This window comes from Streptomyces sp. NPDC001920 (assembly GCF_053594495.1).
The window spans coordinates 274626-288933 of sequence record NZ_JBSFEP010000008.1; the positions used below are offsets into that span (position 1 = coordinate 274626).

Below are 14308 nucleotides of genomic sequence, written 5' to 3' on the forward strand. Positions count from 1 at the left end.
ATGGGTGAGGAGATTCGCGAGAACCTCCCGATCGTGGAGATGGCGGGAATCGAACCCGCGTCCAACGGTGCAAAATCAGGGCTTCTCCGTGTGCAGTTCGCTGTGATTTTCTCGGCCCCGGCGATCACGCGAACAAGTCGCCGACGGGCCCAGTCACTGTTTGGTTTCCCTTTTCACCCCGTGACCGGGATCAAGGTTTAGTTCCCTAGCTGATGCCAGGATCCGGGTCGGGAACAGCCCCGGGCTGACACTTCGCAAGTCGCTACTTAGGCAGCGAGGGCGAAGGAATCGCGCTTGGTGTTGGCGATTATTTTTTGCGACATATGGTTTACGAGATCATTGCCGCTTCCTCGACACGCTTCCCCTGCTTCAACAGCCGCTGTCGAAACCGATCATCCCCATGTTGTTTTATCAATCCCCTCCGGAGACCGGAGGAGGGCGCGCACCCTCTGTGAGGTGCGGTGCCATCGTACGTGACCAACGCGCGACGATGCCAGCGTATTCCCGGCGGCCGCCCGCGGGCGCGTGCCCGCTCGGCGTTCCGCTGCCCGCTAGACGCCCCGCTGCCGGCGCCGCGCCGCGGCGATCGCGCGGTCCGACTCCCGCCGGTCCTGCTTCTCCCGCAGGGTCTGGCGCTTGTCGTACTCCTTCTTGCCTCGCGCCAGGGCGATCTCGGCCTTCGCGCGGCCGTCCTTGAAGTAGATGGCGAGGGGCACGATCGTGTGACCCGTCTCCTGGGACTTGGCCTCCAGCTTGTCGATCTCCTCACGGTGCAGGAGGAGCTTGCGCTTGCGGCGCGCGGAGTGGTTCGTCCAGCTGCCCTGGTGGTACTCCGGGATGTGGGCGTTGTGCAGCCACGCCTCGCCCCGGTCGATCTGGACGAACCCGTCGGTCAGCGAGGTGCGTCCCTCACGCAGCGACTTGACCTCGGTGCCCATGAGCACCAGTCCGGCCTCATAGGTGTCGATGATCGCGTAGTCGTGCCGGGCCTTCTTGTTCTGGGCGACGATCTTGCGCTTGCCGCCCTTCTCGCCGTCCCTGGCCTTCGCGGCCGACCCGCCCTGCTTGGGCTGGGACTCCTTCGGTACGTACATTCCCTTGCTCATAGTGCCGTCCATTTTCGCACCACGGAGGGGGTGGACGGGAAGCCGATTTACGAGTCGCCGAGGCCGCTGAGGACCGTCTCCGCCCGCTCCAGGACCTGCCGGTCGGCCTCCAGGTCCGGCATGATCCCACGGCCGTCGACGGCCCGCCCCGAGGGAGTGCGGTAGTGGCCGACGGTCAGCTCGGCGACGGAGCCGTCGGGCAGGCGGCTCGGCATCTGGACCGAGCCCTTGCCGAAGGTGCGGCTGCCGACGACGACCGCTCGGCCGCGGTCCTGCAGGGCGCCGGTGAGCAGTTCGGCCGCGCTCATGGTGCCCCCGTCGACGAGCGTGACCAGGGGCCTGGTGGTGTCACCGCCGGGTTCACCGTGCAGGGCGCGCTGTTCGCCGTCCACGTCGTAGGTGGCGACGAGGCCCCCGTCGAGGAAGGCGGAGGCGGCGGTGACGGCCTCCGTGACCAGGCCGCCGGGGTTGCCCCGCAGGTCGAGGACGACCCCGGTGCCGGCGGGGGCCTGGCGCAGCGCGGTGCGGACCTCGTCGCCGGAGCCCTTGGTGAAGGAGGAGATCCGGATGAGGGTGATGCCGTCGCCGAGGGTACGAACGGTGACCGGGTCGGTGGACAGCCGTGCCCGGCGCAACGTCAGGTCCCACGCGCGCGTGCCCCGCTCCAGGCCCACCTTCACCGCCGTACCGGCGGTCGCGTCCTTCGCGTCGCCCCTCAGTAAGGCGACGACCTCGGTGACCGGGCGCCCGTCGACCTTCTCGCCGTCGACGCTGCGCAGCCGGTCGCCGGCGCGGATCCCGGCCGACGCCGCAGGGGACCCGGCCCGCACCCTGGTCACCTCGATACGGCCGTCCCGCTCGCGCCGGGCCCAGAGGCCGACGCCGGTGTACTGGCCGTCGAGGGCCTCCTCGAACTCCTTGTACTCACCCTGGGAGTAGACGGCGCCCCAGCGGTCCCCGCTGCGGCTGACCGCGCGTTCGGCGGCCTCCACGGGGGACTGGCCCGTCGCCATGGCCTCCGCGGCCGCCCGGGCCACCACCTCGTGCCGGCCCGCGGGAACGGCCGAACCGGCCGCTCCGTCGGCGGACTTCCGGTCGGGGCCGGGCAGGGCGCCGGTCGCGGCACCCGCGACGAGCACGCTCGCGAACACCAATGTCAGGGCGGCCCCGCGGCCGAGGCGGCGGGGCTGACAGAACAGGTCACGACCTGACATGCCGGTGAGTCTAGGACAACGCGAAGGGGCCGCACGGTCCCTTGCCCGTACGGCCCCGTTGGCGTTGGTCACACCTTCAGGTACTTGCGCAGCGCGAAGAACGCCGCCAGGGCCGGCATCAGCAGGCTCGTCGCGAGGATGAGCGGGAGCTTGGTCAACACGGCGTCCCAGCCGATGAAGTTGACCAGGGTCAGCTGGTCGGCCAGGGCCAGTCCGTGGTCGATGAGGAAGTACCGCGCGATCACCAGGAACCCACAGGCGACCGTTCCGCCGATGAGTCCGGCGACCGCGGCCTCCATGATGAACGGCGCCTGGATGTAGAAACCGGAGGCGCCGACGAGGCGCATGATCCCGGTCTCCCGCCGGCGGCTGAACGCCGAGACCCGCACCGTGTTGACGATCAGCATCAGCGCGACGACGAGCATCAGCGCCATCACCGCGCGGGCCGCCCAGTTCATACCGTTGAGCAGCTTGAAGAGGTTGTCCAGGATGCCCTTTTGGTCCTGCACCGACTGCACGCCGTCCCGCCCGTTGAAGGCGGTCGCGATGACCTGGTACTTCTCGGGGTCCTTCAGCTTGATCCGGTACGACTCCTGCATCTGGTCCGGCGTGAGCGAGGCGGCCAGCGGGGAGTCGCCGAACTGCTCCTTGTAGTGCTTGTACGCCTGGTCCTGGGACTCGTACGTCACCTTCTCGACGATCGCCATCTTGTCGAGGTCGGCGAGGATCTCCTTCTTCTGGTCCGCGGTGACCGCACCCTTGGCGCAGTTGGGGTCGGACTCGGCGTCGGACTTGTTGCAGAGGAAGACGGAGACGTTGACCTTGTCGTACCAGTAGCCCTTCATGGTGCTGACCTGGTCGCTCATCAGGAGCGACCCGCCGAACAGGGCGAGCGACAGGGCGACGGAGACGACGACGGCGAACGTCATCGTCAGATTGCGGCGGAGACCGACACCGATCTCGGACAGTACGAACTGGGCGCGCATGGCGACGGGTTGGGCCTTTCCGTGGACGGGGCGGTCAGTGCTGGTAGCCGTAGACGCCGCGCGCCTGGTCGCGGACGAGGCGGCCCTTCTCCAGCTCGATGACGCGCTTGCGCATCTGGTCCACGATGTTCTGGTCGTGCGTGGCCATCACGACGGTCGTACCGGTCCGGTTGATCCGGTCGAGCAGCTTCATGATGCCGACGGAGGTCTGCGGGTCGAGGTTGCCGGTGGGCTCGTCGGCGATCAGCAGCTTGGGCCGGTTGACGAAGGCCCGGGCGATCGCCACGCGCTGCTGCTCACCGCCGGAGAGTTCGCCCGGCATCCGGTCCTCCTTGCCGCCGAGCCCGACGAGGTCGAGCACCTGTGGCACGGACTTGCGGATCTCGCCGCGGGACTTGCCGATGACCTCCTGCGCGAAGGCCACGTTCTCCGCGACCGTCTTGTTGGGCAGCAGCCGGAAGTCCTGGAACACGGTCCCCAGCTGGCGCCGCATCTGCGGCACCTTCCAGTTGGACAGGCGTGCGAGATCCTTGCCCAGGACGTGCACCTGCCCGTGGCTGCACCGCTCCTCGCGGAGGATCAGCCGCAGGAAGGTGGACTTTCCGGAGCCGGAGGATCCCACGAGGAAGACGAACTCGCCCTTCTCCACTTCCAGGGACACATCCCTGAGTGCGGGGCGGGTCTGCTTGGGGTAGACCTTGGAGACGTTGTCGAATCGGATCACGGATGCACCACGGGTCGCCGGGGGTAGATGAGCGTGACCATACGCGAACCGGGTGCACGAGCGCAGGCACCGGTGGGGGTTGTGCAAGGGTTGTGCCCTTTTGTGCCGGGCAGGGGTGACCCCGAGGGGGCCCGCGGTGACGAAACGACCCCGGCCACCCCTGTGGAAGCGACCCGGCGCGGCTTCCGCGGGAACCTGGCACAGTGGAGGGGGGAACGTTCGGTTGCCCGCGAGCGTTGTCCAGGTGGAACGAGTGGCTAGGAGGGTGGCGCATGACGTACGACCGGCTGGTGTGCGCGAACTGTGCCGCGCCCGTGAGTGAGGGCCGCTGCCCCGTCTGCCGGGCGAACCGTGAGCGGATGCAGCAGGAGAACCCGTTCGCGGGTCTGAACCCCATGACGCTGATCGCCCTGCTGGCGGTGCTGATCGCCGCGGTGGCACTGCTGGCTCACCAGACCGCGTAGAAGACCGCCCACCCGTCAGCGGACATGGCGAGGGGCCCGGAGCGAGCGCGCTCCGGGCCCCTCGGCCGTACGGCGTGAGTCACACCGCGTGACGTGGTGACTGCCGTCAGGCAGCCGCACCGCCGCGACCGCCCGCGAGACGCGGCAGGACGCGGAAGGCGATGCCACCGGCGATCATCGTGGCGGCGCCGACCAGCAGGAACGTGGTCTGAGCGGCACCCGTCTCGGCGAGCTCCTCGCCGCCACCCTGGGCCGTGGTGCTGGTGTTCGTGGCGGTGGTGTCGTCCGAACCGGTGTCGGCCAGGCCGGAGGAGCCCTCCTGCTGGGTCGAGGTGCCACCGTCGGGGTCGGCGTTGTTGCCGCCGCCGTTGTTGCCGTTCCCGTTGCCGTTTCCGTTCCCGTTCCCGTTGCCGTTCCCGTTACCCGGGTTGGTCGGGTCGGTGGTCGGGTCCTCGGTGGGCTCCGTCGGCTCGGTCGGCTCGAGCGTCGGGTCCGTCGGGACGGTGGGCTCCTCGGTGGGGATGCCCGGGTCCGTCGGGATGTCGGTCGGGATGTCCGTCGGCGGGTCGGTGGGAACCGGCGGCTCGGTCGGGTCCTCGTCGGCGCACAGGAGACCGAGCAGGCAGCTGTCGTCCGCCTCGGCGGCAGATGCGGCACCCGCGGCGGTCAGCGAGGCACCGGCCGCGATCACGGCGCCGGCGGCGAGCCGCGCGATACGGATCCGCGTCTTCTTCGTCATGTGGTTGCTACCCCCAGTAGCTGAATCGTCAGTGAGGCGGCGCTCGGGGCCGTGATCGACGGAGGTAGCTGAAAGTGAGCCCCCCGGTTCACATGCGCCCCAGAGATACGCATGCCACGCTTTACCCTTCCCATTTTTCAAAGACACGTCAAGGCCGTTTGCGGGCGCCATGTCCAAATACGGGAACTATGCCGGGAGTTGCAGGCTGTGAGTGTGATGTAAAACCCAGACATGCGGACACAGAAAAGACAACTGCCGCCGGAGCGGCGGCAGTTGTCATGTCGACAAAGTTACTTCTCTTGCTGCTTGCGCCAGCGAATTCCGGCTTCGAGGAACCCGTCGAGTTCACCGTTGAACACGGCCTCGGGGTTGCCGACTTCGAACTCGGTGCGCAGGTCCTTGACCATCTGGTAGGGGTGCAGCACGTAGGACCGCATCTGGTTGCCCCAGGAGTTGCCGCCGTCGCCCTTGAGTGCGTCCATCTTGGCCTGCTCCTCCTGCCGGCGCCGCTCCAGCAGCTTGGCCTGGAGGACGTTCATGGCGGTGGCCTTGTTCTGGATCTGCGACCGCTCGTTCTGGCAGGAGACGACGATGCCCGTCGGGAGGTGGGTGATCCGGACGGCGGAGTCGGTGGTGTTGACGCCCTGACCACCGGGCCCTGAGGACCGGTAGACGTCGATCCGCAGGTCGCTCTCGTCGATCTCGACATGGTCGGACTGCTCGACGACGGGCAGGACCTCCACACCCGCGAAGGAGGTCTGGCGCCGGCCCTGGTTGTCGAAGGGCGAGATACGGACGAGCCGGTGCGTGCCCTGCTCGACGGAGAGCGTCCCGTAGGCGTACGGCGCCTGCACGGCGAAGGTGGTCGACTTGATGCCGGCCTCTTCGGCGTACGACGTCTCGTAGATCTCGGTCTTGTAGCCGCGCTGCTCGGCCCAGCGCAGGTACATGCGCTGCAGCCGCTCGGCGAAGTCGGCGGCGTCGACGCCGCCGGCCTCGGCGCGGATGTTGACGAGCGCCTCGCGGGCGTCGTACTCCCCGCTCAGGAGCGTGCGCACCTCCATCTCGTCCAGTGCCTTGCGGACGGCGGCGAGCTCGGACTCGGCCTCGGCACGGGTGTCCGGGTCGTCCTCCTCCTCGGCCATCTCGAAGAGCACGGCGAGATCGTCGATCCGCCCGCGCAGCGCCTCGGCCTTCCTCACCTCCGCCTGGAGGTGGGACAGCTTGCTGGTGATCTTCTGCGCCTCGTCCGGGTTGTCCCACAGGGACGGCGCGGCCGCCTGCTCCTCGAGCACGGCGATGTCTGCCCTCAGTTTGTCGAGGTCCAGAACGGCCTCGATCGACTCCATGGTCGAGGAGAGGGACTTGAGCTCTTCGGAAACATCGACGACTGCCACGCCTCCAGCGTAACGGCTCCGCCAAGCGGCGGGACGCGGGCGCCCTCGGCCGACGACGCGCCCCGGCGCCACCGGCGGCCCGGCAGGGGCTGTGCCCTCCGTGCGGGAACGGGCGGCGCGGCAGCCGGCCGGCTCCGCGCGGTCCCGTCGTCGGCCGGGACGGTGTGCCCGGCGCCGCGGGGCGGGCGGGGCTCCGCGGACCCGGCCCGGGTGTGCTGTTCGGACAGGCTGGGTGGCGCGGCCGGCCGGCATGCTCCGCACGGCAGGCCCTGAAGGTCCTGTCGTCACATTCCCGCCCTCCGGGCGGACGACGGGAATGTGACGACAGGGCCTAAGGGGTCGCCGGAGCCGAGTTGTTCGTGTCCTGGGGCGGTACGTCGGCGTCGTCGCCGGAGGTCGCCAGCCACGTGCCCACTCCGGCCGCGGCCACCAGCGCCACCGCCGCCGCCCCCAGCGCCACGCGTCGGCGCCGGGCCACCGCCCGGTGGCGGGCCGAGCCTGGCCGAGGCGCCCCGGTCGCCCTCGGCACTCGCGCCGTGCCCCGCGCGCCGCCCGCCAGTTCGTCCGGCGCCGGCACCCTCATCGAGGTGTGCGTGTCGCGGTTGGAATCGGCCGGCCTGGCCCCCGGCACCAACGGCACCGCGCCCCGCCGTCGGGCCCGCTCCCCGCCGTCCCGCGGCGGCGCCGCCTCCTCCGCGGCCTCAGCCTCCTCCTCGGCGGGCTCCGAGCCCGGCTCGTCCACGTCCAGCGGCGGCATCCCGGCCACCAACGGCAGCAGCTCCCGCAGCCGCGCCCCCAGCTCCGACGCCCGCAGCCGGGAGGCCGGCGCCTTCGCCAGGCACTGCACGACCAGCTGCCACAGCTCGTCGGGGATGCCCGGCAGCGGCGCCACCGACTCCGTGACGTGGCGGCGCAGGACCGCCCCCGGGTGGCCGCCGCCGAACGGTGTGAAGCCGGCCAGCAGCTCGTACAGCACCGTGGCCAGGGCGTAGATGTCGACCGCCGCCCGGGGCGGCAGCCCCTCGACGATCTCCGGCGCCAGGTAGTCCGGCGTCCCGATGATCTTCGTGGCGCGGGTACGGCGCGGCGAGTCGATGAGCTTCGCCACACCGAAGTCCGTCAGCAGGGCGGGATGCGAGCCTCCTGGCCCGAGGGGGCCCTGCATGTCCAGGAGCACGTTCTCCGGCTTCACGTCCCGGTGCACGACCCCGGCGGCATGCGCCGCCGCCAGCCCGTCCGCCACGTCGGCCACGATCGCCACCGCCGCCTCGGGCGCGAGTCGCCGGTCCCGGTCGAGGCGGGTGCGCAGGTCGGTGCCGCGGACGAGGTCCATGACCAGCGCGAGGTCGTTGCCGTCGACGACCAGGTCGCGCACGGAGACGACGTTCGGGTGCTCCAGACCGAGCAGTGCCGTCCGCTCCTGCACGAACCGCCCGACGAGCTCCTGGTCGGAGGCGAGATCCTCACGCAGCAGCTTGATGGCGACGGGCCCCTCGGGCCCCTCACCCAGCCACACCGTGCCGGCGCTGCCCCGCCCCAGAATCTGGTTGGCGGTGTACCGGCTACCGATCTTCCGTGCCAAGACTGCTCCTACCGACGCGTGTTGTCGCGCTGCGTCGTTCCGGAGGCCGACCCCCCGGACCCCCAGCGGACAAAACCGGGACCCCCGGTCGACAAAACTACGCGTTCGAGAAGCCAACCTTCACCGCGGAGGCGGAAATCACCCGCCTGGTGTCGACAAATCCCCAAACCCGTCGAGGCTGTGCCTCCCCCGGCCGGGAGCCGGCACGGCCTCCGGTCAGCCGGTGCCCGAGCCCCCGCCCGAACTGCCGCCCAGCTCTCCGATCCAGTCGGTGACGGTGCCGAACCAGTCGGTCAGCTGTTCCCAGTAGCCCTTGCCCGTGCCGATCCACCCCTGCAACGGGCTCAGCTCCCAGATCAGCCAGCCCGCGACGAACAGGATGACGATGGTGAACAGGCAGCCCTTGAGGCAGCCGAGCCCGGGGATCCGCATCGGGTTCGCGCTGCGCTGCCGCGGCGGACGCGGCTCGCGCTGCGGCCGCCTCGGCTCCGGCGCGGGCGGCGGGGCGTACCGCTGCGGCTGCTGCTGGGGCTGGTGCGGCGGGGCGTACGGCTGCGGCTGGTGCTGCTGCGGCTGGCCGTACCCCTGCTGGCGGCCCTGCTGCCGGCCCTGCGGGGGCCGCTGCTGCTGGGGCCTCGGCTGCTGCTGCGGGCGGGCGACCTGCCGCTGAGGGCGGCGGCGCAGCGGGTCCTCGTTGGGGTCGAGGTACTGGACCTGGGTCTGCTCGTTGCGGTCCCGGGCGGCACGCAGCTGGTTCTGCCAGGGGTGCGGCTCCTCGGGTCCGGGCTGCCCGGGCTGCCGACCGGGCGGTCCCGGCGGCATCGGGGGCATGACGGCCGTCGGGTCGGCGTCGCCACCGGCCGGACCACCGGGGCCGCCCGTGTTCGGCAGTACGGCCGTGGGGTCGGCGGCGCCCGCCGGGCCGGGGGCGCCGGTGTGCGGCAGGACGCTGGTGGCGGCGTTCGGGTCGAACGCGCCGCCCGCGCCGTGCGGCAGCACCTGCGTGGGGTCGGCCGAGCCGGGCACGGTGGCCGGCGAGGGATCGGGGGCGAGCAGCGCGGCGACGCCCTCGGCCGCCGCGATCTGGGCGGAGTTGGCGTGCACGCCGACGCCCTCGGCGACGACGCGCAGGGCGCGGGCGAGGTTCTCGGCGCTGGGCCGTTCGTCGGGGTTCTTGCGCAGGCAGCGTTCTATGACCGTCCAGAGCGGGTCGGGGACCGTGGACGGGCGGCGCGGCTCGGCGCTCAGGTGCTGGTGCAGGACCTCCAGGGCGGAGCCGCCGCCGAACGGCGGGCGTCCGGTGACCAGCTCGTACAGGAGGATGCCGGCGCCGTAGATGTCGACGGCGGACGTCTGCGGGCGGCCCTCGGCGGACTCGGGGGCGACGTACGCGGGCGTGCCGACGAACTCGTGGGTGCGGGTCAGGCCCGGGGAGTCGGCGAGGCGGGCGATGCCGAAGTCCGTCAGCATCGGGTGCATCCGGCCGTCGCTCTGCTTGAGCAGGACGTTGGCGGGCTTGAGGTCGCGGTGGACGACCCCGTCGTCGTGGCTCGCGGCGAGGGCGTCGGCGATCTGCGCGGTGAGCAGGGCGGCGGCCACCGGGCTGAAGGGGCCGTTCTCGCGCAGGTAGCGGTGCAGGTCGGGGCCTTCGACGAGGTCCATGACCAGGGCGAGGAGATCGCCCTCGACGACCAGGTCGCGGACCCGGACGATGTTGGGGTGGGTCAGGCGCAGCAGGACGGACCGCTCCCGCAGGAACCGCATGACGATGTCCGGATCGCCCGCCAGTTCCTCCTTGAGGACCTTGATCGCGACGGTCTCACCGGGCTGGCCCGGCACGGCCGCCTCGGCGCCCGCGGTCTCCCGCTGGCGGGCCCGCCAGACGGTCCCCGTGGCGCCGCGCCCGAGCGGCTCCTCGAGGAAGTACTTGCTGCCTACCGGCCGCACGTCGCGCTCCCTGCTGCTTGCCTACGTTCCGACCCACTGTAGTGCCGTCCCCCGGGGCACCGGCCTGTCGTCATTCTGTGCGTCTTACGTACGGCTCCCCGTACATGTTCGAAGGAAAGACGCTCGCCTTTGTCTCCCGGTTGCCCGAAGCAGACGTGACCGATCTCAAGCGATCGCCCGAAGGTCAACTGTCAGGCACTTTTGCGGGCAGAGCCGACCAATCAAGATCACTTGCCTTCGGGCGGGGGGCGCGCTGTCAGTGGCAGGTGCGAGGATGCGTGCAGTACTGGCCGATGTGCTCGTGAGGGGTGGGGAGGGCCCGTCCATCAGACGGGCACTGGTCCGCGCCCGCGCAGAAGGGACCGCTGACGCCGATGCAGATCCGGCTGACCGTCGTAGATCCGCTGGCCCCACCTGCCCCGGCGCGGGGCCGTGCCGCGAGCTGCGACGTGCTGGTCACGGCGCCCGCGGGCACGGCGCTGGCCGCGGTGGCGTCGGCGCTCGCCTCGGCGGTGTCCGTGGACGGGGCCGGCTCCCGCGCGGGCGAGACCGAGCGCGGCTCGGGCCCGGCCGTGCTGTACGCCGGGGCGGAGCGGCTGGACGAGCGCCGCAGCACGCTCGGCGAGCCCCCGCTGACGGACGGCGCCGTGCTGTCCCTGGGCGCCCCGCTCGCGCCCGAGCCCCATCCCGAGCTGGACGACGCCCCGACCCAGCTCCATGTCGTGGCCGGGCCGGACGCGGGCGGCGTCCATCTGCTGCACGGCGGCGAGATCCGCATCGGCCGTTCCGCCGACGCCGACGTCCCGCTCGACGACCCGGACGTCTCCCGCCTCCACTGCGCCGTCACGGTCGCCGCCGACGGCCGCGTCACGGTCGCCGACCTCGGCTCCACGAACGGCACCACGCTGGACGGTTCCGGCGTGACCACGCGTCCGGTGCGGTTCGCGCCGGGAGCGCTGCTGCGGATCGGCGAGTCGGCGCTGCGGCTGGCTCCGGCCGGTGGGCCGGGGGCCAGGGTGCGCACGGAGCCGGACGGGGAGGGGCACGTGCGCGTGCCCGCCGGGCACGAGCGGGGCGTGCAGGGGCCCGCCGGCCCGCGCGGCGAGAGCCCGGCGGTGGCACACGCGCGCGTGGCGGACGGCGGCGACCCGGCCGCACGGCCGTCCGCGCAGGGGCACGCTCCCGTCGAACCGGCGGTCGTTCCGGTGCAGGGCGGGGCACCCCGGATCGAGAGGGACACCCGGGCGGGCAGCCCGCTGCCGGCCCCGCGCGGGGGCGACACGCACGGCGCGGGCCTCGGACCGGGCCACGGGCGTCACGACGACCCCGGCGCGGCGGACACCGCCCTCCCGTCCGGCGCGCCCCACGCCGCCGGCCCGTCCACCGAGGCCGGCCTCACCGCAGACCGGGCGGGCGGCGGCCGCCGTGAGGGAACCCCGCTTCGGGGCACCGACGTACCGCCCGGCGTGCGCAGGCGCGGCGGGCTCACCGCGTGGGCCCGGCGGCTGACCGGCGGACGCGGCGAGCAGGAGGCGGTCCCGCCCGGGGCGTACGACGACGAGCCGGCCACGGCGACGCGCCTCCCCGCGGCGGCGGACGGCCCCCGGCTGCCGGAGACCTGGCCGGACCCCGCCTCCCTGCTGCTGACGGCCCTGGGTCCCGGCCCCCGGCTGTGGGAGCGCGCCCCTGGTCACCCGGAGGCGCTCACGGTGCGGCTCGGCACGGCCGACCGGGCGGCGCCCGACGGTTCGGGGCTGCTGCCCGCGGTACCGGTGACCGCCGATCTGCGGGAGGTCGGGGCACTGGGGCTGGCAGGGCCGCGCGAGCGGCTCGCCGGGCTGGCCCGCTCGGTGCTCGCCCAGCTCGCCGCGCTGCACTCGCCCGACGTCCTGGAGCTGGTCCTGATCAGCGCCGACCGGTCGCGCACCGTGCGGGAGCGCACCGCCGAGTGGGCCTGGCTGGGCTGGCTCCCTCATCTGCGTCCCGGACACGGCCAGGACTGCCGTCTGCTGCTGGCCTACGACCGTGAGCAGGCGGCGGCCCGCACGCAGGAGCTGCTGCGGCGTCTGGAGGACCTGGCGGCGGACGCGCGAGGCGGTGCCGTCGGCAAAGCGAGCGACCCCACGCGCGGTGCGGGCAGCCGGGTACCGGCCCGGGGTGCCGTCCGGCGGCCCTCCTGGGCGCGGGACGACGACCCGGCCGACTCGGCGGGCGGGTTCGCGGGGCCGTACACCGTGGTCGTCGTGGACGGCGACCCCGGAGGCGCCGACGTGCGCGAGGCGGTGGCGCGGCTCGCCCTGGAGGGACCGGCCTGCGGGATCCACGTCGTATGTCTCGCCGAGACGGCTTCCGCGTCGCCCGCGTCACCGGTGACGGAGACCTACGAGGCGGCGTGCACGGTGTCGCCGACGTTCCGGGAGTGCGGGGCGGTCGCCCTGCTGAGCGGCGACGTGGCGACGGCACTGCGGCTGATGCGGGTGGCGCGAACCGGCGGGGCCGACACGGCCCCGGGCGGGACCGGAGCGGCCCGGGCCGGCGCAGCCGACCGGGGCGCCGACGGCCTCGCCCCGGCGGGACATGACGCGGGTGGCCACGGGACCCTGACCCACGGCCCGGCGACCGGTGACACCCCCGCGGGCCACGGCGCCGGGGGCCGCAGCCCCCATCACTCCCCCGACCCCGACCACGGCCCCGTGGGCCCCGGAACCGTGGCCGCCCTGGACGCCGTCTCGCTCGCCTGGGCGGAGCGGTTCGCGCGGGCCCTGGCGCCGTTGCGGACCGAGGGGGCCGGCGGGGAGCGGCACGCGCGGGTGTCCGTGCCGCTGCCCCAGGCGGCCCGGTTGCTGGACGAGCTGGGGCTGGCCCGAGCCACCCCGGCGTCGCTGATGGCGCGCTGGGCGGACGCGGCCGACGACACCGAGGTGCTCGGCGGCCGGGCGTGCGCCGTGCTCGGGGCCGGGCCGCGTGGACCGGTCAGCGCGGACCTCGGCGCCGACGGCCCGCACCTGCTGATCGAGGGACCGCCCGGCAGCGGACGGACGGAACTGCTGCGGGCCGTCGTCGCGTCGCTCGCCGCGGCCGAGCGGCCGGACCGGCTGGGCGTCGTGCTGATCGACGGCCGGGACGGCGTGGGCGGCGGTCACGGCGAGGGGCTGCGGGTCTGCACGGACGTCCCGCATGTCACCACCCATCTCACCGCCAACGACCCGGTCCGCATGCGGGAGTTCGCCCAGTCGCTCAGCGCCGAGCTGAAGCGGCGCGCGGAGCTGCTCGGACGGTCCGACTTCGCCGAGTGGCACACAGGACGTGCGCTGTCGGGCCGGATGATCGCCCAGCGGGCGGCGGGGAAGGGCGGCGGTGCGCAGGGCGCCAAAGCCGCTGCGGTCGACGGCGCGGGCGATCTCGACTCCCCGCCCAGCGCGACGATCCGTCTGCGGCCGGCGGCGGCCCGGCGGCAGGCCGAGGCCGAGGCCGTGCCGCCGCTGCCCCGGCTCGTCGTGGTCGTGGACGACCTGGACGCGCTGGTCTCCCCGGCGCTCGGGTCGACGGGCCGGCCCGCGGCGGGCTCGGTGATACGCGCACTGGAGGCCGTGGCACGGGAGGGCGAGCGGCTCGGGGTGCACCTGGTGGCCGCCACCGGCGTCGGGGGCCGTACGGCGGAGTCCGAACCGGCGCGACGGGCGACGCTGCGGGTGACCCTGGACGCGGTGGCTGCGGGGCCGGACGAACCGGCGCCCGGCCGGGGACGGCTGACCTGGGCGGACGGCAGAGCGGTGCCGTTCCAGGGCGGGCGGGTCACGGGCCGTATCCCACGGACGGCCACGCTGCGGCCCACGGTCGTGCCGCTGGAGTGGCACCGCATGGGCGACCCGCCGGCCCGGCGTCCGGTGCGTGAGCTGGGCAACGGGCCGACGGACCTGGCGTTGCTGGCCAGCGCGCTGGAGCGGGCGGCGCGGGAGGTCTCGGCCTCGGAGGTTCCCTCACTGCTGTGACAGCGCGGGGCCCGGCCCTCGTACCGCTTCGATCCCGCCCAAGATCTCCGGAGAGCTTGAGAACCACCCCGTGCGGACCGATACCAGGGTCTGGGGGTCACCTCCCCCACCGACGGCGTCGTCCCTGCGGGGTGCCTGGTCACGACGGGGTCACGAT

The 14308-nt window shown here is 73.0% G+C and carries 10 protein-coding genes and 1 other RNA gene; 2 read left to right on the forward strand and 9 right to left on the reverse strand.

Annotated features, from left to right (window positions below):
* Positions 1–31: 31 nt before the first annotated feature.
* The 5 genes from ssrA to ftsE all read right to left on the reverse strand — a co-directional run bounded on the left by ssrA (position 32) and on the right by ftsE (position 4030).
* Positions 32–400, reverse strand: a transfer-messenger RNA (tmRNA) gene (ssrA, locus tag ACWCPI_RS16335).
* A 151-nt stretch (positions 401–551) separates the two neighbouring features.
* Positions 552–1094, reverse strand: a complete 543-nt coding sequence (smpB, locus tag ACWCPI_RS16340; RefSeq protein WP_451038796.1) for an SsrA-binding protein SmpB — start codon at positions 1092–1094, stop codon at positions 552–554.
* Positions 1095–1153: 59 nt separating this feature from the next.
* Positions 1154–2320 carry a S41 family peptidase gene (locus ACWCPI_RS16345; protein WP_451038735.1) on the reverse strand — a complete coding sequence of 389 codons (1167 nt, stop codon included), beginning with the start codon at positions 2318–2320 and terminating at the stop codon, positions 1154–1156.
* 68 nt (positions 2321–2388) lie between these two features.
* Positions 2389–3306 carry a permease-like cell division protein FtsX gene (ftsX, locus tag ACWCPI_RS16350; RefSeq protein WP_451038736.1) on the reverse strand — a complete coding sequence of 306 codons (918 nt, stop codon included), beginning with the start codon at positions 3304–3306 and terminating at the stop codon, positions 2389–2391.
* A 34-nt stretch (positions 3307–3340) separates the two neighbouring features.
* Positions 3341–4030: a cell division ATP-binding protein FtsE gene (gene ftsE / locus ACWCPI_RS16355; RefSeq protein ID WP_004000799.1), complete on the reverse strand. Its 690-nt coding sequence runs from the start codon at positions 4028–4030 to the stop codon at positions 3341–3343.
* Positions 4031–4302: 272 nt separating this feature from the next.
* On the opposite strand from ftsE, the gene ACWCPI_RS16360 reads away from it, so the two are divergent.
* Positions 4303–4494, forward strand: coding sequence for a hypothetical protein (locus tag ACWCPI_RS16360; RefSeq protein WP_388800415.1), 192 nt, complete (start codon positions 4303–4305; stop codon positions 4492–4494).
* A gap of 106 nt (positions 4495–4600) precedes the next feature.
* Here ACWCPI_RS16360 and ACWCPI_RS16365 read toward each other — a convergent pair whose 3' ends face one another.
* The 4 genes from ACWCPI_RS16365 to ACWCPI_RS16380 all read right to left on the reverse strand — a co-directional run bounded on the left by ACWCPI_RS16365 (position 4601) and on the right by ACWCPI_RS16380 (position 10159).
* Positions 4601–5233, reverse strand: a complete 633-nt coding sequence (locus ACWCPI_RS16365) for an LPXTG cell wall anchor domain-containing protein (RefSeq protein WP_451038737.1) — start codon at positions 5231–5233, stop codon at positions 4601–4603.
* 290 nt (positions 5234–5523) lie between these two features.
* Positions 5524–6630: a peptide chain release factor 2 gene (prfB, locus tag ACWCPI_RS16370; RefSeq protein WP_019756409.1), complete on the reverse strand. Its 1107-nt coding sequence runs from the start codon at positions 6628–6630 to the stop codon at positions 5524–5526.
* Between the two features lie 331 nt (positions 6631–6961).
* Complete coding sequence (locus ACWCPI_RS16375) at positions 6962–8212, reverse strand: serine/threonine-protein kinase (RefSeq protein WP_451038738.1); 1251 nt, start codon at positions 8210–8212, stop codon at positions 6962–6964.
* A 216-nt stretch (positions 8213–8428) separates the two neighbouring features.
* Positions 8429–10159, reverse strand: coding sequence for a serine/threonine-protein kinase (locus tag ACWCPI_RS16380; RefSeq protein WP_451038739.1), 1731 nt, complete (start codon positions 10157–10159; stop codon positions 8429–8431).
* A 374-nt stretch (positions 10160–10533) separates the two neighbouring features.
* Between ACWCPI_RS16380 and ACWCPI_RS16385 the strand changes: the two genes are divergently transcribed.
* Positions 10534–14151, forward strand: coding sequence for an FtsK/SpoIIIE domain-containing protein (locus ACWCPI_RS16385; protein ID WP_451038740.1), 3618 nt, complete (start codon positions 10534–10536; stop codon positions 14149–14151).
* Positions 14152–14308: the final 157 nt, after the last annotated feature.

Excerpts from the sequence above, each read along its gene's own strand:
- smpB (WP_451038796.1), bottom strand. The coding sequence starts at position 1,094 with ATGTACGTACCGAAGGAGTCCCAGCCCAAGCAGGGCGGGTCGGCCGCG.
- ACWCPI_RS16345 (WP_451038735.1), bottom strand. The coding sequence starts at position 2,320 with ATGTCAGGTCGTGACCTGTTCTGTCAGCCCCGCCGCCTCGGCCGCGGG.
- ftsX (WP_451038736.1), bottom strand. The coding sequence starts at position 3,306 with ATGCGCGCCCAGTTCGTACTGTCCGAGATCGGTGTCGGTCTCCGCCGC.
- ACWCPI_RS16360 (WP_388800415.1), top strand. The coding sequence starts at position 4,303 with ATGACGTACGACCGGCTGGTGTGCGCGAACTGTGCCGCGCCCGTGAGT.
- ACWCPI_RS16365 (WP_451038737.1), bottom strand. The coding sequence starts at position 5,233 with ATGACGAAGAAGACGCGGATCCGTATCGCGCGGCTCGCCGCCGGCGCC.
- ACWCPI_RS16385 (WP_451038740.1), top strand. The coding sequence starts at position 10,534 with ATGCAGATCCGGCTGACCGTCGTAGATCCGCTGGCCCCACCTGCCCCG.